Source organism: Paenibacillus ilasis (assembly GCF_043195395.1).
GTDB classification, from domain to species: domain Bacteria; phylum Bacillota; class Bacilli; order Paenibacillales; family Paenibacillaceae; genus Paenibacillus_AQ; species Paenibacillus_AQ lautus.
The window spans coordinates 288,621-311,005 of the sequence record NZ_JBHDJG010000004.1 but is presented as its reverse complement, the minus strand read 5'-3'; the positions used below and the strand labels follow the sequence as shown (position 1 = coordinate 311,005).

Annotated in this window: 24 protein-coding genes; 8 read left to right on the top strand and 16 right to left on the bottom strand. The window is 50.9% G+C overall.

Annotated features, from left to right (window positions below):
• Window positions 1-61: 61 nt before the first annotated feature.
• The 7 genes from ACETK5_RS28860 to ACETK5_RS28830 form a co-directional block, all read right to left on the bottom strand.
• Complete coding sequence (locus tag ACETK5_RS28860; RefSeq protein WP_394059354.1) at window positions 62-394, bottom strand: sigma-70 family RNA polymerase sigma factor family protein; 333 nt, start codon at window positions 392-394, stop codon at window positions 62-64.
• A complete protein-coding gene (locus ACETK5_RS28855) occupies window positions 346-933 on the bottom strand; it encodes a sigma-70 family RNA polymerase sigma factor (RefSeq protein ID WP_394059352.1) in 588 nt (195 codons plus the stop codon). The genes ACETK5_RS28860 and ACETK5_RS28855 overlap by 49 nt, the downstream gene beginning before the upstream one ends.
• Window positions 911-2,212, bottom strand: coding sequence for a phytoene desaturase family protein (locus ACETK5_RS28850; RefSeq protein WP_394059350.1), 1,302 nt, complete (start codon window positions 2,210-2,212; stop codon window positions 911-913). The genes ACETK5_RS28855 and ACETK5_RS28850 overlap by 23 nt, the downstream gene beginning before the upstream one ends.
• 192 nt (window positions 2,213-2,404) lie before the next feature.
• On the bottom strand, window positions 2,405-3,721 hold the full coding sequence (locus tag ACETK5_RS28845) for a 6-phospho-beta-glucosidase (protein ID WP_100541121.1): 1,317 nt from the start codon (window positions 3,719-3,721) through the stop codon (window positions 2,405-2,407).
• 65 nt (window positions 3,722-3,786) lie between these two features.
• Complete coding sequence (locus tag ACETK5_RS28840) at window positions 3,787-4,770, bottom strand: N-acetylglucosamine kinase (RefSeq protein WP_394059348.1); 984 nt, start codon at window positions 4,768-4,770, stop codon at window positions 3,787-3,789.
• A 109-nt stretch (window positions 4,771-4,879) separates the two neighbouring features.
• On the bottom strand, window positions 4,880-5,776 hold the full coding sequence (locus tag ACETK5_RS28835) for an AraC family transcriptional regulator (RefSeq protein ID WP_100541123.1): 897 nt from the start codon (window positions 5,774-5,776) through the stop codon (window positions 4,880-4,882).
• A 240-nt stretch (window positions 5,777-6,016) separates the two neighbouring features.
• Window positions 6,017-7,093 carry a branched-chain amino acid aminotransferase gene (locus ACETK5_RS28830; protein ID WP_394059345.1) on the bottom strand — a complete coding sequence of 359 codons (1,077 nt, stop codon included), beginning with the start codon at window positions 7,091-7,093 and terminating at the stop codon, window positions 6,017-6,019.
• 123 nt (window positions 7,094-7,216) lie between these two features.
• Here ACETK5_RS28830 and ACETK5_RS28825 point away from each other — a divergent pair, with 123 nt between their 5' ends.
• Window positions 7,217-8,107: a LysR family transcriptional regulator gene (locus ACETK5_RS28825; RefSeq protein ID WP_127592603.1), complete on the top strand. Its 891-nt coding sequence runs from the start codon at window positions 7,217-7,219 to the stop codon at window positions 8,105-8,107.
• A 69-nt stretch (window positions 8,108-8,176) separates the two neighbouring features.
• Here ACETK5_RS28825 and ACETK5_RS28820 read toward each other — a convergent pair whose 3' ends face one another.
• From ACETK5_RS28820 to ACETK5_RS28805, 4 genes are all read right to left on the bottom strand, one after another.
• Entirely contained in the window at window positions 8,177-8,995 is an 819-nt protein-coding gene (locus tag ACETK5_RS28820) for a GNAT family N-acetyltransferase (protein ID WP_394059343.1), read from the bottom strand.
• 455 nt (window positions 8,996-9,450) lie between these two features.
• Window positions 9,451-9,987, bottom strand: a complete 537-nt coding sequence (locus ACETK5_RS28815; protein ID WP_015737925.1) for a GNAT family N-acetyltransferase — start codon at window positions 9,985-9,987, stop codon at window positions 9,451-9,453.
• Between the two features lie 329 nt (window positions 9,988-10,316).
• Window positions 10,317-11,243 (bottom strand): macrolide 2'-phosphotransferase MphI, encoded by a 927-nt coding sequence (gene mphI / locus ACETK5_RS28810; RefSeq protein ID WP_100541127.1) that lies wholly within the window; start codon window positions 11,241-11,243, stop codon window positions 10,317-10,319.
• A 510-nt stretch (window positions 11,244-11,753) separates the two neighbouring features.
• Window positions 11,754-12,044, bottom strand: coding sequence for a DUF6509 family protein (locus tag ACETK5_RS28805; protein WP_100541128.1), 291 nt, complete (start codon window positions 12,042-12,044; stop codon window positions 11,754-11,756).
• Window positions 12,045-12,243: 199 nt separating this feature from the next.
• Between ACETK5_RS28805 and ACETK5_RS28800 the strand changes: the two genes are divergently transcribed.
• Window positions 12,244-12,876 carry a hypothetical protein gene (locus tag ACETK5_RS28800; RefSeq protein WP_394059340.1) on the top strand — a complete coding sequence of 211 codons (633 nt, stop codon included), beginning with the start codon at window positions 12,244-12,246 and terminating at the stop codon, window positions 12,874-12,876.
• A gap of 94 nt (window positions 12,877-12,970) precedes the next feature.
• Here ACETK5_RS28800 and ACETK5_RS28795 read toward each other — a convergent pair whose 3' ends face one another.
• Window positions 12,971-13,441 carry a DUF3052 domain-containing protein gene (locus ACETK5_RS28795; RefSeq protein ID WP_394059338.1) on the bottom strand — a complete coding sequence of 157 codons (471 nt, stop codon included), beginning with the start codon at window positions 13,439-13,441 and terminating at the stop codon, window positions 12,971-12,973.
• A 149-nt stretch (window positions 13,442-13,590) separates the two neighbouring features.
• Window positions 13,591-14,652, bottom strand: coding sequence for a dual-specificity RNA methyltransferase RlmN (gene rlmN / locus ACETK5_RS28790; protein WP_100541130.1), 1,062 nt, complete (start codon window positions 14,650-14,652; stop codon window positions 13,591-13,593).
• Between the two features lie 311 nt (window positions 14,653-14,963).
• Here rlmN and ACETK5_RS28785 point away from each other — a divergent pair, with 311 nt between their 5' ends.
• Both ACETK5_RS28785 and ACETK5_RS28780 read left to right on the top strand, forming a co-directional pair.
• Window positions 14,964-16,445 (top strand): NAD(P)/FAD-dependent oxidoreductase, encoded by a 1,482-nt coding sequence (locus tag ACETK5_RS28785; protein WP_394059336.1) that lies wholly within the window; start codon window positions 14,964-14,966, stop codon window positions 16,443-16,445.
• 57 nt (window positions 16,446-16,502) lie between these two features.
• Window positions 16,503-17,108: a TetR/AcrR family transcriptional regulator gene (locus ACETK5_RS28780; protein WP_100541132.1), complete on the top strand. Its 606-nt coding sequence runs from the start codon at window positions 16,503-16,505 to the stop codon at window positions 17,106-17,108.
• A 293-nt stretch (window positions 17,109-17,401) separates the two neighbouring features.
• Here ACETK5_RS28780 and ACETK5_RS28775 read toward each other — a convergent pair whose 3' ends face one another.
• Window positions 17,402-18,361 (bottom strand): metallophosphoesterase family protein, encoded by a 960-nt coding sequence (locus ACETK5_RS28775; protein WP_394059539.1) that lies wholly within the window; start codon window positions 18,359-18,361, stop codon window positions 17,402-17,404.
• A 191-nt stretch (window positions 18,362-18,552) separates the two neighbouring features.
• On the opposite strand from ACETK5_RS28775, the gene ACETK5_RS28770 reads away from it, so the two are divergent.
• From ACETK5_RS28770 to ACETK5_RS28755, 4 genes are all read left to right on the top strand, one after another.
• Window positions 18,553-19,326, top strand: a complete 774-nt coding sequence (locus ACETK5_RS28770; RefSeq protein ID WP_100541133.1) for a DeoR/GlpR family DNA-binding transcription regulator — start codon at window positions 18,553-18,555, stop codon at window positions 19,324-19,326.
• A complete protein-coding gene (locus ACETK5_RS28765) occupies window positions 19,326-20,177 on the top strand; it encodes an SMR family transporter (protein ID WP_394059333.1) in 852 nt (283 codons plus the stop codon). The genes ACETK5_RS28770 and ACETK5_RS28765 overlap by 1 nt, the downstream gene beginning before the upstream one ends.
• Window positions 20,178-20,281: 104 nt before the next feature.
• On the top strand, window positions 20,282-20,692 hold the full coding sequence (locus ACETK5_RS28760) for an alkaline phosphatase family protein (RefSeq protein WP_394059331.1): 411 nt from the start codon (window positions 20,282-20,284) through the stop codon (window positions 20,690-20,692).
• Window positions 20,693-20,707: 15 nt separating this feature from the next.
• Entirely contained in the window at window positions 20,708-21,085 is a 378-nt protein-coding gene (locus ACETK5_RS28755) for an alkaline phosphatase family protein (protein ID WP_394059329.1), read from the top strand.
• A gap of 99 nt (window positions 21,086-21,184) precedes the next feature.
• Here ACETK5_RS28755 and ACETK5_RS28750 read toward each other — a convergent pair whose 3' ends face one another.
• Both ACETK5_RS28750 and ACETK5_RS28745 read right to left on the bottom strand, forming a co-directional pair.
• Window positions 21,185-21,715, bottom strand: coding sequence for a cysteine hydrolase family protein (locus tag ACETK5_RS28750; protein WP_100541136.1), 531 nt, complete (start codon window positions 21,713-21,715; stop codon window positions 21,185-21,187).
• 159 nt (window positions 21,716-21,874) lie between these two features.
• A complete protein-coding gene (locus ACETK5_RS28745) occupies window positions 21,875-22,354 on the bottom strand; it encodes a MarR family winged helix-turn-helix transcriptional regulator (RefSeq protein ID WP_394059326.1) in 480 nt (159 codons plus the stop codon).
• Between the last annotated feature and the right edge of the window lie 31 nt (window positions 22,355-22,385).

Genomic DNA, 22,385 nt, shown 5'->3' with positions numbered 1-22,385 from the left:
TAATACAGCAGCAGGGCCGGTTTAAGATCCATGATCTTAAACCGGCCCTGCCTTTTTTTGTCTACGGTAACTGAATATGTCTGAGCTTATCCGGATTCGCAACACTATAAATCGTTTCGATCCGATGGTTCTTAAAGGCAAAAGAATAAATAAATTGGACACCGTGATCCAACCGGATCCGCATTCCCGGCAGACCATTGACGGTAAGATAAGAGTACACATATTGTCCTTCATACATTTTAAGCAGGCTCAGATGCAATTGGATCACTTTATGGACTCCAACCACAGGAATTTGCGCCGCTCTGACTTTACCGCCGCCGTCCGAGTAGAACACGACTTTTTCGCTTAGCAGCTCCAGCAGCTTATTCGTGTTCCCCTGTAAGAGGGAGTCCACAAATTCTTTGATTTGCGCCTCCGCCATCGAAATCGATGGACTCTGATCAGGATCAAAATGAATGCTGCCCTTCGCACGGCGGAAGATTTGACGGCAATTAGCACTGTTTTTCCCAGAATTTCAGCAATTTCGTCATAAGAATAGTGGAAAATCTCACGCAGAAGAAAAACGGCTCTTTCCACCGCGTTGAGCTGCTGAAGGAGTAACAGGTACGCTGTAGAAATCGACTCTTGCTGCTCTACGATATGAGATGGGTCCGTCTCTGACGCCATATTCTCGATCAGGGGTTCCGGCAGCCAGGGGCCAACATACAGCTCGCGCTTTTTGGCAGAAGAGCGCAGCAGATCCAAGCAACGATTCGTTACAATTTTGTACAGAAACGCTCTCTCATTACGGATTTCTTCGGGATGGGGCAATTGATTATAGCTGATGAAGGCCTCCTGTACGATATCTTCCGCATCCATCACACTTCCCAGCATTCGGTAAGCTAACGAGAAGAGAGCGGATCTATAGGTTTTATACAATGACTCTGTGCTCATCATTCGGGATCCTTTCCTCACTTTCAAGCGAGAGTATATGCTGTACAGCCCGCTTGGCGCTTGCGGTTGCAGCATCAACCAAGAGTTCGCCATGCGCTGCCCATTCTCCCGCTACATATAGCCCAATGATTTCCGGGACGGCTGGACCCGGGTTCTCTTGGCGGTTCACATGCATAAAATCGTGGCAGACCGTAATGTTAGGAAGGTATTGCTTCTCAACGAGCTCGCTGCGCCAACCCGGCTGCACCAAGTCTAAGGTTTCTTCTAATTCCTGCAAATCCCTTCTTGCATCCTTCTCCTTGCCTTGATACTTAAGCAAGGTTATGACTTGTGCGCCATCATCACTCAGGTAAGCCGCACGGGACTGATTCGAGAGAAAGACGGTTTGATCGAGGCCGTACACAAACTGCTGCTTCGGTTCCGGAAGACGACGCAGGGCTACATCCAAGCAAGCCGCTGTCACTTCGACCGCCTGCTCTTTCCAAGTATGAAGGGCGGTTTCTTCCGCATGGGGCACCAGTTCGTGAGCGACAGCTGGCGGTGTGGTAAGAATAATATGATTGGCTTCTATTTTCATGCCATCACCGCAAAGGACGTGCCGTACCTTTCCCTCGTGATGCTCAACCGAAATGACTTTATTCTTCGTGACGATTTGAACCCCCTGCTCCAGAGCCTTTTGTTTTAATTCATCGACCATGGCCCCCCAGCCCCGATCCAGATACAACACGCCCTTCAGCGCATGCTTAAGCTGCTGCAGTACAGGACCGGCAGCCTGCAGGTCAGGGGCTACCACATAACTCGCTGTACGCAATAACGAATAGAATAAATTTCGAACCATGGGATCCTGCACGTTACCTTCAATCCATTCGCGCACACTTATGTTACCGTACAGCTGTGTATCCAGTTTACCTAGTTTCGCAAGCCAGGCACCGAGCTCCATCTTGCCCTTCCAGGTTAATAGAGGGGTGGTGAATAGGGATTTCACGCCCATGGGTAACGGACTAAGTTTTCCTTTCCAGATCCCGTACCCGTCAATCGAAGGTTGACCCCCCGGCAATTGGAGCCCTAATTCGCGAAAGGTTGAAAGGGCATCTCCATGATATAAGGCATGCCCGCCCAGATTGAAGTAGGCTCCCTTCTTCTTATGGGTCATGGCCCGACCACCTAAACGCTCCTGTTTTTCAACGAGTATCGTTTGCTTCCCGGCTCTTGCCGCATAGATTGCAGCTGTTAATCCAGCTACGCCTCCACCTACAATGGCTACGTCATATTTTAGCATCCGTCATCATCCCTTTTTCGTTTTATACGGGTATGACGGGGGAGGGCATCGGGATGTGACAGGAATGAAGCTCAAATCCGAAAATTCATATCATCATGATTTCGGAATTCCTACATAAAACCCCTCTTCAATACGAAGAGGGGTTTTGCATAGCTTTTATTTCATAACTGCACGTTTGAACTTCATTCCGGTTTACTGCACGGTCTCCGGCTTAAAGAAAGCAGGCAAGTACTTTTTGTTCGCCTCCAGCATTTCACCCAGCAGCTGCTTCGCTACACTAACAGAAGGCACCAGCGGATGGTGAACCAGCGCTTGCAGCGCAATTCCGCGATCGCCGGTAATGGCCGCTTCAATCGTCAATTGTTCATATACCTTCACCGCATGCATCAGCCCTTTCACATGGGAAGGAACGTTCTGCGGTGTAAGCGGAATCGGCCCTTGGCCTGTTACCACGCAGTTGATCTCGATGCTGGCATCCGCAGGCAGGAAGTCATAGATATTGCCGTTTGCGACATTCAATGTCTGGATGTCATGACGGTCATTGTAAATGGATGTCATCAGGTTGACTGCTGCTTCGGAGTAATAAGCACCGCCCCGCTGCTCCAGCTGCTTTGGTTTCACGGCCAAATTCTCATCCTTGTAGAGCTCAAACAGCTCCTGCTCTACCCGGCTGACAACATCCGCTCGGGTTCCGTCCTTCTCCAGCGATGCCTTCATATCCGCAAACATCGTATCGGTCATGTAGAAATATTTAAGATAATACGTCGGGATTGCCCCCAGCGAGCGGATAAAGTCCGCATCCCAGCCGAAGGTCGGCACGTTCTTCGCCGTATACGATTTCCCGCCATCCAGCAGCTCCGGCAGCTTCTCTTCCCCGTTGACGATCGCCGACGTCACCCAGTGAAGATGATTGATCCCGACAAACTCAGCCAGAACGTCCTTCTCCGACACGCCATACTCGGCCGCCAGGAACTTCTGAAAGTTAATCGGCGAGTTGCACAAACCAACAGATTTCACCTTACTGTGCTTCGCAACCGCCTCCGTGACGATACCCGCCGGATTCGTGAAGTTCAGCATCCACGCATTCGGTGCCAGCTCCTCGATATCTCGGCAAATGTCCAGAATCACCGGAACCGTGCGCAGCGCCTTCAGCATGCCGCCCGGGCCCGTCGTCTCCTGCCCGATAACGCCGTGCATAATCGGAATATGCTCATCCTGTTTACGTGCCGCGAGCAAACCGACACGCATCTGGGTCGTCACAAAATCGGCACCCGCAATCGCTTGTCTGCGATCCAGCGTCAGGTGAACCTCGATCGGCAGGCCGGACTCTTTGACCATCCGTTTGGCCAGATTGCCTACAATCTCCAGCTTATGCTTGCCCTCTTCAATATCAACGAACCATAGTTCGCGAATCGGCATTTGCTCATAATTGCGAATGAAACCTTCAACAATTTCCGGGGTATAGGACGAACCTCCCCCGATGACCGCTATCTTCAATCCTGCTGCCACGTTAATCGCCTCCAAGGTATGATATCAATCCGTATTTATCAGGTTCTATTCCAACGATAAACGGATCAGGCTGTAGTTACCTGCTCAAACGTAAATGCCTTCAGTTTGGCCTCCGTCGCTGCATCAATGGCATGGCCGTCGGCATCCATCGCGCAGAGAAGCGCACCGGACACCGGATCGGATGTCAGTCTTACACAGGCTGCATGTGGTGCCCGGACCGAAACAATCCGTTCGATCGCATCCGTCAGGATCGAGCTGTTCGGCCTGTTCAGCACACTGCCGATATAGACAATGTCAAAGGTTTCATCCGTCATGTCCAGCCGCCGGATCAGCGTACATACCGCATTGGCCAGCTCTTCGCCCTCATTCTCAAGAATTCCGGTTGCCACCTCGTCACCTGCTTCAGCTGCCTGGAACAGCGTCTTCACCAGGCTTGGCGGAACCTTCGTCTTACCGTAAAGAACATCCTCATACATCGGTTCTACGGACGCGTATCCCATCTGCTCCAGTACGAGCGATGTCAATAAGGTTGCCGGTCCCCGCTCATCCCAGGCCCGAATGACTGCCCGGAAAGCCAGCGTGGCAAATCCGGAACCGCCGGCGTATCCATCTCCATACAAGAAGCCGAATCCGCCATACTGCAGCTCTTCTCCCGCACGGTTGCGGGCCGCGCTGTTAAAGCCCGTACCGCAGATCAATGCGGCGCCATACGGTCGGCTCGTTCCAGCCCGCATCCCGATAATGGTGTCGCATGCGATATCATGCTTAGGATAACCGAGGGCCCCGATCATCGGACGCAGGATCTCGTAATCGGCTTCCCGATCTGCTCCGGCCAAGCCAAAATATGCATAACTGATATTTTCTTTGGCAACTCCAGCCTCTTGAAGAGCCGCATTACAGGCTTCCTCAATGTTACGGGCCGCATGTTCACGGTGAATCTGGTGATTGCCGTTCCCAGACGCTCCCTTGCCAAGAATGTTCCCTTGCTCATCGCAGATCACGGCGTGTGTCTTACTACCGCCGGCATCTACACCCAGATACAAACTCATGCACTTCACTCCTACCCGCCTTACAGCGGCGTCATGTGGTGGTATATATTTAAGATACCGCTTCCACTGACATCCATCTACTGTTATACGATCAAGGAGTGATACTATCTTACTGTTTCTTGGTTTTTGTAGTGGAGGGGATTACGGGAGTGCCTGCATAAGCACGCTCCCGAATTTCGCTTGGCGATGCGCCGACATGCTGCTTGAACAGACGATTGAAATTGGAAAGATTCCGAAACCCGCAGGATTCCGCAATCTCGATAATCTTCTGGTCCGTCGTCTCTAGCAAGTGCACGGCATGCGTCAAGCGCAGCTGAATCAGATAATGGTGCGGTGAAGTGCCGACCGCCTGCTGGAACAGAGCGCTGAACCGGGAAGGGCTCAGATGCGTTAAATCGGACAGCTCCTGCAGCGTCCAGCTGTAGTCCAGATGAAGCTCCATCGTGCGCAGAACTTCTTTTAACGCATGCATCCCCCTGCCCTTGATCGGCCTGTTCGCTTGTGTCGGAGTCGACAGATGACGGTTCGCTAAACTCAGGAAACGAATGAGATCCGAACGGATCAGGCTCATATAAGCGGTACCTCGGGCTTGATACTCTTCCATCATGCGCCCCAGCAGGCTGGCCAATTCATCGTGTACGGGGGACTGCCTGTCCATGTTTCCGAGCGAACGGAAGGGAGCCATCAGATCCGGATCGAACTTGAGGTCGATGGATAACAGCGAAGGCTCGAACATAATGACATCCATCACCAGGTTCTCGGTCTCATACGCCCGGTGAAGATCATTGCTGTTGATGAAAATAATATCCCCCTGCTGAAACTGGAGCTTCATCCCGTTGATCAGAATAAATCCGGTCCCGCTCTGAATATAATTGAGCTCCAAAGCATGATGCCAATGCAGGCGCTGGGCTCCGGCAAATATGCCGTGCGTGGTCGACGCGGTAAAAGGAAAGGCAGCGTTCGTAAAATCTATAGCATCAGGAACGACGCTCTGCGGACGATTCACTAAAAAAGCACCTCCATGCCTTCGTACATCAACGTGTCAACAATTTACCCTCATCGTAACATGTGCGCTTATCAGAAGAAAAACGTTTATCGATGTTTTTATCAGAAGATAGACCGCATGTAGTCAAAGTTTCCCTTGCGAGATAAAGAGGGTAGGTTACACCTGGAGTCTATACTTTCTATCTCTTTTAAAAAAAGGACCCTGCCTCAGTATGTCTGAGGCAAGGTCCTTAAAGGTGCATTAAGATAATGTAAGCTCAACCGTCCAGCCGAACGGATCCTCAACGGTTCCGAGCTGGATGCCTGTGATGGCATCATATACGCGTTTGGAGAGTTCGCCCGTTGCTCCCTCACCAATCTTCAATTGCTCATCCTGCCATTCCAGGGAACCAATCGGTGAAATGACCGCTGCCGTGCCGGTGCCAAAAGCTTCGGTCAACAATCCGCTGCGGTGAGCCTCCACGATTTCATCAATGGAGATGGCCCGTTCTTCTACCGGGATGTTCCAATGCTGAAGCAATTGAATGACGGAGTTCCGGGTAACTCCATCCAGGATGCTGCCATTCAGTGCCGGGGTTACGACCGTATCGCCCAGCTTGAAGAACACGTTCATGCTGCCGACTTCCTCGATATATTTGCGATGTACGCCATCGAGCCACAGCACCTGCGAGTATCCCTTCAGCGTTGCTTCATCCTGTGCCTTCAAACCCGCCGCATAGTTGCCAGCCGTCTTGGCATTGCCCACGCCTCCGGCTACGGCACGCACGTATTTCGGCTCCACGTAAATGCTGACCGGATTGATGCCTTCCGCATAATACGAACCGACCACCGACAGGATAATCATGAACTTGTATTGCAGCGATGGCGCTACGCCAAGCACGGGCTCGGTTGCGATTACAAACGGACGGATGTAGAGCGATGTGCCCGGCTCGGAAGGAATCCAGTCGCGATCCACGAGCACCAGCTGCTTGAGCGCTTCCATAACGAGCTCCTCGTCCAATGCCGGAATGCTCAGGCGCTGGTTGGACAGGTTCAGCCGCTGAATATTTTTGTTCGGGCGGAACATGAGAATCCGCTGATCTTCCGTCAAGTAAGCCTTCAAGCCTTCAAATACGGTCTGTCCATAGTGAAATACCTTGGCGGCAGGGTCCAGTTCGATCGGCTGATACGGAACGACGCGCGGATCGTGCCAGCCTTTACTGGCCTCATAATCGAGAATAAACATGTGGTCCGTAAATACCGTGCCGAAAGCCTGTTTATGATGGCTCGGCTTTGTCTTCGGGGTGGTCGTTAATTCCACGGGTATCGCGTAAGTCATGTGCACACATCTCCTTATTTTGTAAACGTTATTAGTTGAATCATATCAATCGATGCCCTATATTAAAAATATCTGATTTATAGGGATACCATACCTTATAGGTATGGAGAGGGGGGTATGAACATGGATATTCGGCAGCTGCGATATTTCCTGACGATTGCACAGGAAGGACAGATCACGCGTGCAGCGAAACAGCTCAATATGGAGCAGCCTCCATTAAGCCGTCAGCTGAAATTGATGGAGGAAGAGCTCGGGGTTCTGCTGTTTGAACGCAGTGGCAAACAGCTTCAGCTCACCCACGCAGGCGAGCTGCTGCAGAATAGAGCCGCGTCCCTGCTGAACCAGTTCAATGAAACGCTAACCGAGGTAAAGGAGATCCACGCGGGAATCCGCGGCATGCTCTCCATCGGCGCCGTCGTCTCCTGTATTTCACTTCTGCCGCAGCGCATCCATATTTTCCGGCAGCAATATCCCGAGGTCACCTTCAAGATTCGGGAAGGCGATCACTCCTTGCTGGCGGATCAGCTCGACAAACGGAATATCGAGCTGGCGGTGACCCGACTCCCTTTCGAATCCAGCTTCGGACCTGAGCGTTATGCCGTTCAGCCTCTGCCCTCCGACCCGTTCGTCGCGGTCCTTCCAGGCAGCTGGGAAAGCGTATCCTCCCAATCCGAAATCTCGATGCGCGAGCTGGCGGAATATCCGTTCTTGTCCTTAAAAACCGATCAGACGATCGGAATGCATGAGCGGGTCATCCAAGAATTTAAGCGCGGCGAACTTGAACCGCGTGTCATTTGCGAATGCTCCAGCGTTGCCATTATCGTTGCTTTGGTAGCTGAAGGCATCGGTGCCACCATTTTACCCGAGTCGGTCATGTCCTCATTCGCGATCCCCAACATCCGGACACTGTCCATTACGAGCGCTGATTTCCAGTCGGACGTGGGCATTGTCTGGCTCAGGGATCATGTCCTATCCAACCGGGCCCGGCATTTTTTAGCTACCTTTATAGAATAACATTTGTTGATGCCCCTCGTCTTCCCTTGCTTTGTCCAAGCCGTGCCGCTTTATGGATTCCATTATTCGTTATTCATTGTTAACAAACTTAAAGTCACGAATCGTCCCGCACCGGCTAAACCCGATATCTTGGTACAATCGATTGGAGTCCGGATTGGCCTGATCGGCATACAGCATGGGCACCAAACCGTCCTGCAGCAAGCGAAGTCCAAGGTCTGCTACCAGGGCGCTGGCATAGCCTTTTTTCCGTTCAGCCCTCGGCGTATAAACAGCGTTGATGCGACCGTGCCTTGGCGACCGGTGTGCAGCATTGGCCATCGAGACCGCTTTGCTGCCGGCTATCCATAAATATAACCCGCCCTGCTGGATGAGTCGCTGCGCTGTCTCGACCTGGCTTGCCGCATTCGCGCGGACCCCATAAGCATCCTCCGAGAATCCGACCAGAAACCGCGCCACCTGCTGCGTATCTTCAGCAGCGGCCTGCCTGATGGTGCCCTCGACGAATTGAGGGGGCTTCACGGCGGGGGCATGATAAGACTCCATCGTCATATGAAGACGGTAGGTCTCATGAGGTTCCTCTGCATAACAGCGTGCAAACTGCTCGGCCACATCCGGCTCCCCGGTCACCCCAGGGAGGGTCACTCCCTTAAGCTCGCTTACCAGCTCTTGGAGCAGGTGCTGCCGCTTATCCCCGGAAACCTGCCGGGAAATCCATAACCATGCGTTCCCCCGGGGAGACTGCGCAAAGATCATGCGTCCATCCGGCGATTTCAGCCCGATGTTCTGCGGCGACCCGGCAAGGAGATGAATCAGATTGTATGACACCTCATCCTGAATAAAATCTTCCTGGTACAGCACCTCGTCCTGAGGCATCAATTTCGCAAGCATTCTTACACTCCTCTCTTTTCCATCATCAATCTCTGTCCGTCCAAGCTCTGAACCAATCGAACGGGCATGCCAGCAAAAATGTCACCTAGGGTCCCAGGAACACAAAAAAGCCCCGTCCCTTGTAGGGACGGAGCCTTGTCTCCGCGTTACCACCCTGATTCGCACCGGAAAGCCGGTACGCACTCTCGTCATCATCCATCAATGATGCCCCATGATAACGGCAGGGAATACCCGGATGCGCCTCAAGTTATAAACGTTCGGCGGATCTGCTCCGAGGTGATGGCCATGCATCGCTGCTGACTGCTTCGCACCACCCAGCAGTTCTCTGATTCAGCTTCCTTGGCGACCCTGGCGTCCTCATCCTAGCATTTCCGAAAAATTTAACTCAGTTTACTCCGGCGGCATCTCGCTGTCAAGCCCGATTCCCCATATGAAGAAATGCTTTAGACTCCATCTTATTTGTTATTAAAACGGAAGACCAGCATATCCCCTTTCTCCGGATGGACGCCATCATGCTCTGTATATCTTCCGCCCGTGTACGTGTTCAACGTTTTGCGCCAAAAAATCTGGGTACTCATATTGCGCTCGGTCGGATTCGTTTGCAGCTCCCATGCACCTTGGAACTGATCGAACACAAGCTCAGCCGCTCGTTGGGCTACACCTTGTCTTCGAAAAGTCCGAAGCACAAAAAAATCATTCAAGTAATACTGGATATTCGGCGATGGAATGTACGGGGTGGTGGCCACCAGGGCCAACCCTGCCGCAATGCCATCTACGGAGATTAGATAAGGAAAAAGAACCGATGGCTGCTCCCACCACACATCGAGCTGCTTGCTCTGTTCGCTTAGGGTCGGCACATCCTCTTTTTCAAATACACCGAACCGGTTAGGACGGACCCCCCATATCTCAGCAATGTCATGCAAGTACAGCGGATATATGTTATGCAGAATAAATGACTGTTCCTTCGGGCATAAACGTACCTCAATATTCACGGTCAATCCCCTCCCTAATGAATGATGTATGTAAGTTTAGTATGTCTAGGATAACATATTTACTCTTCCAAGAGGTTTACAGGTATGTAAATTGCGTTACGAATGTTGTAAAAATCCGTTAACCCTACTCCTTATTTCACCATGATTTCAGTATATGTCCTACAGCTCATCCAAAATAATGTTGAATTCTGTTAATTTATATCATGCAAAGAGCCAACCGATTGTATGCATCGGTTGGCTCTTCGTTTTCTTAGCGCTGTATTCAGTGCGTTTGCAGTCTTATCAAACGGGGATAACCCCCCCTTGCCGCAATGCTCCTGCGAGGAAGCTTACTCCGTCAAACCCAGGGCATTCCGCGCCATCGTCATATATTCATCCTGACCTGTCAGAAGAGCGAACTGGGCGATCAGCACGGGATACGCGGCATGCTGCTCGACAATATGATCGAACATACGCGGCCACACCCTCCCTCCGGCTTGTGCATACCGGTCCAACAGGACACGGAGATTATGCTCGCCATAAATGGCGTAGTATAACACGAAGTCTTTGGCCGGACTTGCTACCTCGGATTCCGTCCAATCCAAGAGTCCGGTAACCTGCACGCGCTCATCAATCAAGATATGCGGGGGATGAAGATCCCCATGGATGAGGGCAGAATGCGTCGGCCAGTAGGAATCCTCCTCCAGCCATTTCTGCCATCTCTCCCACAGCGCATCGGAGACGCCCAGACGGTTTTTGATGTCTTCCATATTTTGCGCTGTCTCCACGCGAACCTCTTGGGGACTCTTCACCCGCAGGCCTGCCGCCCGTGCCGCATCATGATCGACGCCATGCAAGGCAACCAGCGTCTCAGCCAAGGAGCGGACAAATTCGTCACCCGGATTCTCATGATCCATATTCCATGCATAACCTTCCATGCTGACGGAAGCGGCAGGCTGCCCGCCAAGCAGCGGATAGGCGATGAGCTCCGGCGTGTAAATGCGCCAATCCGGCACATCAACCGGAAGATGGGACTGGATCAGCTTCAAGACCCGAGCTTCGTTGTCCGCCCTTTCCAGCACATCCGATCGTCTCGGTTTACGCAGAATCCACCGTGCTCCAGTCCCGGCTTCCTCAGCGAATCCAACAAGGAAATCCATGCCGGATTCATTCATTTCAATTCCCTCCGGATTCAATGTCACCCCGTGTTTTCCGGCAATCTCCAGCATCTCTTGGATAACTTGTGTATAATCATCATTTTGTTTTGCTATTGTCATAAGGAATCAATCCCCTTCCATATTTCATTGCATCATGGCAGTCATAACAACAAAAAAAGCACAGGCATCGAGCTGCCTGTGCTGGGTAACCGGAACGGGTCTTAGCTGTCCACCGTTCCTGGAATGTCTAATCGAAATACACATTCAAATACAACAGGAAGGTGAAAACACCGTTATCCCGTAAATGAAAAAACATGTATTCTATAGACATCTCATAAAAATGGGTTACGTAAAAAAGACGGACCCATCCCGATTACCCTGCATCTGTGCAGGTCTCTTTAGCGCTATTTCATTAGCCGCGAAAAGATCTCAATCGGGAATAATCCAACATACGTAACCCTCCGTTCGTCATAAGTTGTGTTTAACTTTACCAAAACCATTCATAGTTTGCAAGACCTGATTCGTAAAATTTTTCCACCTTCCAGAAAGAAGCTGCGATCCTTAATGATTCGGCACAAAATGACCAAGTCACCCCGAAAGTGCCTGCTTCTCGTCTTCCGGTCGCTCTATTTACGCTTCCTGCAAATGCTCTTTGCAAAAAGTCATGAGTTCTTCCTCTTCCTCCGGCTCCATGTCGAAGTCCAGGTACTGATCGGTTGTCCGCTCATAGAAGTCGTACTTTACAATGCGCGAACGCTCTTCATCATCCAGGTAAATCACTCTCAAATAGACGCCATGCTCCGAATAAAGCTCATCATCCTCCGGCACATCCAGATCACATACAAACTCAAAGCGTTTACCTGTCAGGATTCCAAACGGATCCTTTACCAATTCAACGCTGTATTCTTTGATTGTCAGCATATTCCCATCCTTTCTATCACTCTACTCATTATACACAACTGAGCATTCATTCTTGCATTCTTCTATTTATGAAAAAAGCCGTAGATAAAGGGCGGGGCCCTTCCCCATTTTCAACTCTATCAGCATATACCTCTTACGAGTGCTGCGTCATTCGCTTACGATATAGTTATGATTCCCATATAAAAAGGAGATGAAGCGCGTGTCCCAAAAGGAACATCTGACCATCACGGTAGAGAAGGGCCAGCAACGCTTCTCCGTGACATCGCCTCTTGGAGGGGTTGGGCGGTTCGTCTTTGTGGTGAACGATCAGTTCACCAATGCCCCCAACACCACGCAAATCGCCAGTGGTGCCGGAAAAAGCAGCGCCGCGGGCAACAACGCAGCCATCAAATCCCCGCACACGTATCAGCAACAGAGCGTTGGAGCTGGTGGAATCGCCAAAAATTTGGGATTAAAAGATCCCCAGGATCAGGACCATTTCTCCAAACATCATTCGAAACATCATTCGAAACATGGCAAGCATAGAAAACACCAAAAAGAAGTGGTATTCGTCATTAACAAGCAAGTCGTGAAGCTTCCGAAGGGAAGCAAAAATGCGTCGGCGACACAAATTGCCAGCGGTGCCGGGAAATACAGCACAGGCGGCACCAACTCCGCCATTGAGAGCCGCGGCACCAGACAGCAGCACGCCGTCGGCGGCGGCAGCGGCAGCAAAGCGATTAACAAAGACATCCAGCATAAGGATCGGAAGTCCAAGCACCGCGACTGGAAGTCCAAGCATCACGAGTGGAAATCCAAGCATGACCACCGAAAAAAGAGCAAAACGTATTAAAAAGACAAAATGACCCTCGAAGGGTCATTTTTCTTTTGAGCCGGGCTGTAATTAAACTAAAATCGATCTGCCGTATGCCTATCGCTGTTTGTCATCATTGATCGTCCTCTTGACCCGTCCGTTCTTTCCCCTTCGCGGTTGCTGCGAACGATCTGGTCATGGACTTGATCAACTCCACTTTACGGTAGCGCATGGCCGACCAATCCTCATCGACAGCGATTTGCCGAACGGGCTCATAGCCTTCGTCAGCAAGAATGCCCGTAATGCTCTCCCGGCTGCAATCGGAGTTCTTGTAGGTCTTGGATGATTTCTTGGGATAACACAGCCACAGCAAGCCGTTGTCAGTCACGGAGCTGGCAGCGATCTTGGCTAACCGCTGCAATTCCTCATTGCTTGTCCCGAAGGCTTGCACGAAATCGTAAGGTACTTGCTGAGGCTCCGTATGGACTTCCCCTTGCAGGGAGTTGATGACCTCATGATAGGCCTGTGGTGCGTTTAGTATCAGAACCGGCTGGCCGAGGTCTTTGAATTGCAGCTTTTTGACGGTTGGATGTGTCTCCAGCATGTTTAAGTTTCATTCCTCTCGATTCGATTTTTATATAGTCCATTTCAGACTTCTTATGAAGAAGAGCATACCCATATGAATGGGTACGCCCTTGCAGCTGGTCAATCCACACGGCGGATAAATCCTCTTGGGATTGCGCGTTATTCTTGTTACTGCGCTTTCTTAATCTGCTTGCTTCGCAGCTGCCCGCAGGCGGCATCGATATCGGTTCCATGCTCCAGACGAACGCTGCAGCTGATGCCCTGTTTTTTCAAGGTATCGTAAAAAGAGGTAATCGATTCTTTTGTGCTGCGCTGATACTGGCTGTGCTCATCCACCGGGTTGTACGGAATGAGGTTCACATTCGCCAGATTGCGTCGCTCGCCAACAAGCTCTGCCAGCTCGAGCGCATGCTCCCGCTGATCGTTCACATCCTTCAGCAGAATATACTCCAGCGTGATGCGGCGATTCGTTTTTTCCAGATAATAATCAATCGCTGCCATCAGCTTCTCGATCGGAATCGCTTTGTTAATCTTCATAATGCGGGTCCGAATCTCATCATTCGGCGCATGCAGGGAGATGGCGAGATTCACGCCCAGATCGCTGTCCGCGAACTCGACGATTTTGTTAGCCAGCCCGCTGGTCGATACCGTAATATGACGGGGACCGATGGCAAGCCCCTTATGATCCTTGATGACACGAATGAAATCCGACATGTTCTCATAGTTATCAAACGGCTCCCCGATCCCCATCACCACGAGATGGCTGACCCGCTCGCTTTTGCCTTTTTGATCCAAGTGAAGCTGAACCTGCATGACCTGCTCCACAATTTCTGCTGCGGACAAATCCCGGCTTTTCTTCAGCAAACCGCTGGCGCAGAAGCTGCAGCCGATGTTGCAGCCGACCTGGGTGGTCACGCAGACCGACAAACCGAATTTATGCCGCATCAATACGGTCTCAATCAGGTTGCCGTCCACCAGCTTGAACAGGAACTTAACGGTTCCGTCCAGAGACTCCTGCTTGGTGTGCTCCTCCAAGGTCAGAATCGTATAATGCTCCGCGAGCAGCTGCAAGCATTCCGGATGCACATCCGTCATATCGGAAAAAGCGGTGACCCGCTTCCGATACAGCCATTCCCATACCTGTGTTGCCCGAAACTTTTTATGTCCACGCTCGCCAAGCCAAGCCGTCAACTGATCTAATGTTAATCCATAAATGGATGGTTTATTCATTGATTGTTCCTCTTTCTATTCATAGTCCACTCCTTATTGTCCCAAAATTCCGAAGCGAACACAAGGGGAGTTATAGGCAATTCACGCTTCTAGTACGTAAAACAGGATTGACATATCCAATAAATACCTTTATCTTATCATTGACTGACTTAATCAATCATAAATATAAATAACAGAAGGGAGACATCGGCTCGATCTTCAACGAAGTTCACCGCTTTTAGTCCTGCCCCTGTATTCCAAGTTTGAATTTCAGAAGGAGTTTTTACGTTTATTATTGACTGACTAAATCAATCTATATCGGAGGTCTTCGAATGAAAACAAAAGGCAAAGCGCTCATTCTAGGTGGAGGCATAGCCGGACTATTCGCTGCAACCGTGTTATCCAAACATTATAAAGAGGTGATCATTACGGATCGTGATGAGTTTCCGGCAGGACCGGAAACTCGGGCAGGTACGCCGCAGGCCTATCATCCGCACCGTTTCCTTGAGCGCGGCAAGATGATCGTTGAACGTTGGTTCCCTGGCATAACCGAGGAATTACTTCAGCAAGGGGCTCATTCCCGAGGACTGAAATCCGTTAAAATGACCAACCGCTTCGGCACTTTGGAACTGCCCGATGAGCCCAATGCGGGATGCAGCCGATCCCTGCTGGAGTGGACACTGCGCAGCAGAGTGGCCAAACTGCCAAACGTTACTCTCTTACCGAAACGGACGGCGCAACAATTGCTGTTTGACCCCGACAAGAATGCCGTTACCGGCGTTGTGTTCCGGGACAGAAGCGTCAAGGAGCCGGCGCTCCTTCATATGAATGCGGATATCGTCGTGGATGCAAGCGGGCGTGGATCCAAGCTCGCTGATTGGCTGCAGAACCTCGGTTATGCGATACCGAAGGCAGAAAGGCTGCACATATCTCTCGGCTACAGCACGCGCCACTATAGAGTTCCGGAGGAAATTCAGACTGTGTGGAGTACCATCCTGAATGAAGGAGATCCCTCCCTTGGCATCGGTACGGCCGTATTCAATCCGATCGAGAACCAGATCGCGGAGGTGGTTCTATACCGCGCGGGAGGAGCTTCCTATCCGACAACCGACCATCAGCTGTACGACCAGGAAGCGCAAAATCTATTCGGTACCGCCATGGGAGATTTGCTTCAGCAGCTTGAACCGGTCTCAAGCCCGCGGGGCTACCGGATCGAGGAATGCGTGAGACAGCATTTTGAGCAGATGGAGGATTGGCCTTCAGGTCTGCTGGTGCTTGGCGATGCCTTCTGCAGCTTCGATCCGATATTCGGCCAGGGCATGACGGTGGCGGCCATCCAAGCAGATACGCTGGATCAATGCTTGCAATCGATGCAGAATGGAGTCCTGCTTGAGGAGGGATTCGAACGCTTCGCCCTTCTAAAGATTCAATCCGCCATGGAGCCTGCATGGTGGCTTAGCGCAGCTGCGGATCTCAGATGGCCGGGGGTGACATACGAAGGCCACCTGTCCGCCCAAGGGTTCTCTTTTGCCCAGAGCCTATTCGATATATGCCAAGAGCTGGCTTTTGGTCATCACGATATGGCCGTATTCGAACAGTACATGATGGTAACGGGTCTTTTTGCCTCGCCGCAGGCTTTGTTTAATGCAGACTATATCACCTCGCTTGTGAATGCGGACCCATCGGGAAAAGGTAAAGCTTGGCTCCATCAAGTATTACAGGAGGCAAATTTGCCGCTGGAGGAATTATTGGGGCGGATCATCCCGGTCTTTAACAACGAATTTCTGCCCTTATCGATGGGATTGCCCGAATAAATCAAATGCGTTATTGTTGATATCAGCAAGAGAATACCATGATGAGGGATGGACGCAATGGCCCCGCTAAACGAAGAACAATTGCATCAAATACGCGACGAACGAAAAGAACAAATCATGCAAGCTGCCATCAAAGTATTTTCTAGAAGAGGTATTTTCGGAACCAAAATGAGCATGATCGCCAGCGAAGCCGGAGTCAGCCATGGCCTTCTCTATCATTACTTTAAATCCAAAGACGAGTTGTTCATCACGCTCGTTCAATGGTCGATGGAGGAGGCACGGCTGGCGCTCTCCGAAATCTATAACGTGCCCGGTACCCCACTTGAGAAAATTACATTGCTAACCTCCATGATTCTCCAAGAGGATGATAATTCGCACTTTATGCTGATTCAGCAAGCACGTACCTCCGATGGCGTGCCCGAAGAGGCAAAGCGGATTATCGAGAACTATTCCATCCATGCCTTCGTTGACCAGTTGATGCCGCTGTTTCAAGCAGGGCAGGACGCCGGAGAGATCGCGGCTGGCGATCTGAGAGAGCTGGTGGCCTGTTATTTATCCGTGTTATCGGGATTAATGACACTGAAATCCCAAGGGGATCCGAGCTATACGCCGCCTAAGGCGGAGCTGCTGCTGCGCCTGCTTACGAACGGACAAGGGCAATAACGCAAACCAAACACACCTCCCATGAAACCAACCGGATCATTTCCGTACATTTCATAAGAGGTGTGTTTTTACTTTTGCACCGGAAGGCCCGGCTGAATTCAAGATTCGATGCCGAGCTGCTTCCTGATTCGCTTCGTGTTAGATATAGAATTTATGAGTTATCAGTGGAACTGATGAAATTCTATATCGCAAGAAAACCTACCTATGCATCGCGGCCGCTCATCCTTGAAGTGGCCTCGATAGAGGTTTTCTTATCAAAAGTGGACTTTTTGAACAACCTCTATTGTCGTATATCAGAGGGGCGCCCCGGGTTCATGCTTCTCCTGCTCTCGTATCTGCGAACCGTCGCTCAGCGTAATCCAAGTGTCGAACTGCCGCTGTCCTTCATGCAGGCGAATCACCCTCGCACCACGGAGCATGCCTTCCCGGCCATATGTGCCATAACCGGTAGCTCTCCCGTAACAGAGACGAATGCCGTGCAATTCACCCCAGTAATCATTGATATGATCATGACCAGCGAACGTACCCATCACATCGCCCCGCTCCAGCATGGCCGCGAATAGTCCGGTGTTCACTTCGGGACAGCACACCCTCTCGAACTTGCTCCCGTAGCACGTTTTCCGTTCCCAGACTTCATGATACTCCGGCAGAGGGATATGAAAAAAAGCCAATGCGGGCAGCGGATTCCCTTCAGACTTGGTGCTGTAAGCCAAGGACGCCATTTCATACCAGCGGATCTGATCGCGCCGAATCCAATCATACCCCTGAACAGCAGGATGTTCGGACTCTCTCCCTGAATCGAAGAAATACAGAACAGCCGCCGTGTCTTTCCCATGACTGTCGTATAAAGGAATCGTATAATTACCAACCCCGTGAATTTCCGGCGAGCCGTGCTCTGCACAGTTATATGTGTGCTGCAGGGCTGCATTCATAAGTTCTTCCCGCGTGACATCCCCTTCTGTATCATGATTCCCGAATACGAAGGCCCAGCGTATTCCGCGTGATTCCACCGTCTTAACAACATCCTTGAAAGCCTGCACTTGATCCTGGCACCTTTTCCAGCCGGGATCCGCTTCCCCGGAATAAATAAGATCGCCCGTAAATACCACCAGATCAGGCTGCTCCAGGTCCAGTACCGTTTCCATACAGCGCCGGCTCATCTGGTCCTCCGGTTCCCCATTCTTCCAATGAATATCTGTGAACTGCACAATCTTGAAGGTATGATCGTCTCCGAATCGAAGAGTTGGCTTCAACATAACCGTCTCCTTTACATGGACATGTGGTTTTTTTATGAATTGTTGTGGTTTTATGTGTATATTAGAGGAGGAAACGCCGAAAAGTCAATGATTTTTCGTTGACAATATCGTATTGTCAGCCTAATATAAGATCGAATCCACATCTTCGGTCAACATCAGTCATATACAATATTGAGGTGAATGAATTTATGTCTGTAACCTATGAGGAACGCAGGGGGAAGATCTTAAATCAATTGGAGCTTGAAGGCAAGGTGAAAGTCCACGCCCTTGCGGAGCAGCTGGAGGTATCCGCGGAAACGATCCGGAGGGATTTGGATCGGTTAGAGAAAGAAGGCAGGCTGCGCAAAGTTTACGGCGGCGCCGTTAAATCGCGTTCCGGGCATATCGAGCCGTCCTTTACCAGCCGTTCCCAGACCTGCGCAGAAGAAAAGGCCGCGATCGGTAAACTCGCCGCTTCCCTAGTCAAGGAAGGGGAGACCATTCTGCTGGATAACGGAACCACCACGATTGAAGTTATGCGTTATCTGAAGGACCGGTCTGATGTCACGGTCATCACCCATTCGCTGCCTATCCTGAATCTGGCAATGGAGATTTTTCAGGGGAAGATTATTTATATCGGCGGGGATATGGACCGGACCAAACAAGCCGCAACAGGTCCTCTGACCGAATTGCTGCTGGAACAGTTCAAGGTTAATAAAGCGTTTATCTCGGTCGGCGGTATTTCATTAACCGATGGCATTACCGACTATGATCTGGATGAGGCCTACATATCGCGAAAAATGCTGGAGCGTTCGGAGGAAGGCATCGTTCTTGCCGATCATACCAAGCTCGGGGTAACTACGTTCTCGAAGCTCGCCAAACTGGAGGACATCTCCATGGTTATCACAGATCCGGGCTGTTCACAGGAATGGGTGGATAATCTGTCCGCCCGCAGCATTGAAGTACTTATCGGACATTTCTGATGGAGCTGCTATCACTGCTGCTGGTGCTGTCTTCCGGTCTGACCCATGCCCTGTGGAATCTATTCACGAAGCGAAGCATTCATAAATCGGTGTTTCTGTGGTGCATCCATTCTGTCACCTTAATCCTCTTGATGCCTAATTTTCTCATGGAGATGTCAGGGCTGAAGCTGGAACCGCATATTTACGGACTTATGCTTCTGTCCATGACCATCCAGGGCTTCTATATCACGCTGCTCTCCAAAGCCTATACTCATGGCGATATGTCCCAGGTATACCCGTTTATGCGAGGGCTTGGCGCCATGCTGACTTCGCTGTGCAGCCTCGTGTTGTTCCATGAGCATCTAAGTGCAGCGGGTTATATGGGCCTGAGCATCATTATCTTTTCGTTGTTTGCTTTATCGGGTTTGAGATTCAGAGGCCCTTCCAGCCTGAACCCCAAAGCCTTAATCTATGCCTGCCTGGTCGGGCTTTGCATTTCCGGATATACGCTGACCGACAAGGCCGTTCTGGATGCGGGGGTCTCCCCTATCGCGCTAATCCAATTATCCAATATCAGTTATTTCTTCGCTCTGATCGTTCCCGTGATGCTGTCCAGACAGCTGAAACAGGAATGGTCGGTGAACTGGCGCACGATTCTGCTGGGCTCCATCCTGGCACCGGGTTCTTACTTGCTATTCCTGTTCGCCATGCGGCTCACCCCGCTTGCCCACATCGCGCCGGTCCGTGAAATCAGCACGGTATTCGGCACCATACTCGGCATCATCGTTCTGCGTGAGCAGCAAGGCTGGCGGCGTATCATTATGTCCGCGCTCATCACGCTAGGTATCATGACCATAGCCTTATGGGGGTAGAAATCGCCATCCCATGTAAGCAATCCTGTACACATTTTGCATAATCGTCTTATTCAGCTTCAATACATAAAGATCAAATGGTTCTTACCGAGGAGGATGTATCGATGGCTAAACGTGTCGTTATTCTTGGAATTGATGGAGCAGGCAGGTTTGTTCAAGAAGCGGACGCACCGCATCTTCACGCCCTGCTGCAAGCAGGAGCATACTCGTACGATGCTCAGACGGTGTTTCCCAGCATCAGCGCTGAATGTTGGGGCTCGTTGTTATATGGCGTAAACCCGGGCCAACACGGTCTTGATAATGACCGGGCGATTCACCAGCATATTCCGGAGAGCTTCCCCTATGCGTCGCTATTCAAGCTGGCCCGCCAGCAATGGCCGGACGCTCCCCTGTCTGCATTCAGCTGCTGGGAACCGATCAACACAGGAATCATTGAGAATACGATCAACGTTCATATGGAATCTAAACCGGACCCCGAGCTGACGGAAGCCATTGTCGATTATATTCATCGGTAGCCCGACTTCAAACTGATGTTCATTCAGTTGGATCACCCCGACGGTGCGGGCCACAAGTACGGATTCGGTACCGATAAACAGCTGGAGCAGATTGCCGTTACGGATAAGTACGCAGGTATGATTGTCAAGGCACTGGATGATCAGCAGCTGCTGGAAGACACCTGGATCATCACGGTCACGGACCATGGCGGCGGAGGCGCTCATCCTAATGACCACGGCAGCGACCACCCGATGGACATGACCATCACCTGGGGGATTACGGGGCCGGGCGTAAAACCCGGCCTTCTCGATGCACCGATCAGCATCATGGACACGGCGGCCGTCATCGGTCATGTGCTGGGGCTGGGCGCACCGGATTGCTGGGAAGGAAAGATACCTGAAGGAATATTCTAATCCGGAAATCCGAGTGATGGCAAAAGCCCGTTCCAATTGATGAATCACTTTCACTTACCTATCCAATATACTTTCTGAGAGCTTAAAAAAAGCCGGCGATTACACGCCGGCTTCTGTCGTTAAGACGATCTCTTCCGTTGTCTTTAGATCCGCAAACCATCTCAGGGTAGCGTTCACATGATCTATGATCTGCTGCGCGGTTAGCACTGAATTGTTCCAGGTGCTGTGGGCATCCGTCACCAGCGTGACATCATAGCCCAAACTGGATGCTCTCCTGCACGTGGTATCTACACATAACTCACTCTGCATACCCGCCAGAATGACATGTTCGATGCCCTTTCGTTTCAGTTCTTCCTCAAGCGTTGTATTAAAGAATGAATCCGGTCTGGTCTTCTGAATGATGGTATCCGACATCGCAGGCGCAATCTCACGGTTAATCTTCCACGCCTCCGACCCTGCCTTCAAGCCTTCGTCATTATGTTGTATGTAAAAGACTGGAATGCCACCGCTTCTGGCTTTTGCGATCAGCTGCTTGAGATTGTGGAGCAATCGATCCCCTTCAAACACCGGATCATTCTCTTGAAACATCTCATTCTGCACATCAATGACCAATAGCGCACTCTTCTTCAACTACAACACCCTCCTGTACGATCAATTTACTCATCAACTTTATTATAGAACGAACGTTCCTGTTATGTATATGAAAATTTAGATCTCTCACCAAAAAATGGACCCGCTCCACGCCAAAAAAGGAATCCCTCTCTTAGGACTCCTCTTCGTCTCCTTCAGCTACTCTTCCTCGACGATAACCTCCGGGGTTGCCGACTTTTTCTTTACATTATACTGATGAAGCTTCCTCATCGTCTTGTAAAGCTGCTGCAACTCCTGTTCATCCAAAATGTCGAACATAGAGGTTTGGAAATCCGACAGCAGCGGGATAATTTCTTCCAGCAAGGCCTGTCCCTTATCGGTTAGCGAGATATACTTTACCTTCCAATCCTGCTTGCGGACAATCAGGCCCAGCTTCTCCAGTCGTTTCACCATATGGGAGACACCGCCGCCGCTAATGGAAAGATATTCGGCCAGCTCCTGCTGTGACAAAGGTTGGTGCGCGAAGACCTGGATCAAGACGTCGAATTGGGCAACCGTGATGCAGAACGGCTGTAAGAACTCATTCGAGAGGTGATTACCGATCTGTTGAAAACGGGTGATCCGAACCCAGGACAGCATGGCTAATCGGTTCTCCTGATGAAACCCCAATTGTTTCATTGACTCCCTTCACCTCCCCTACCATAATCAC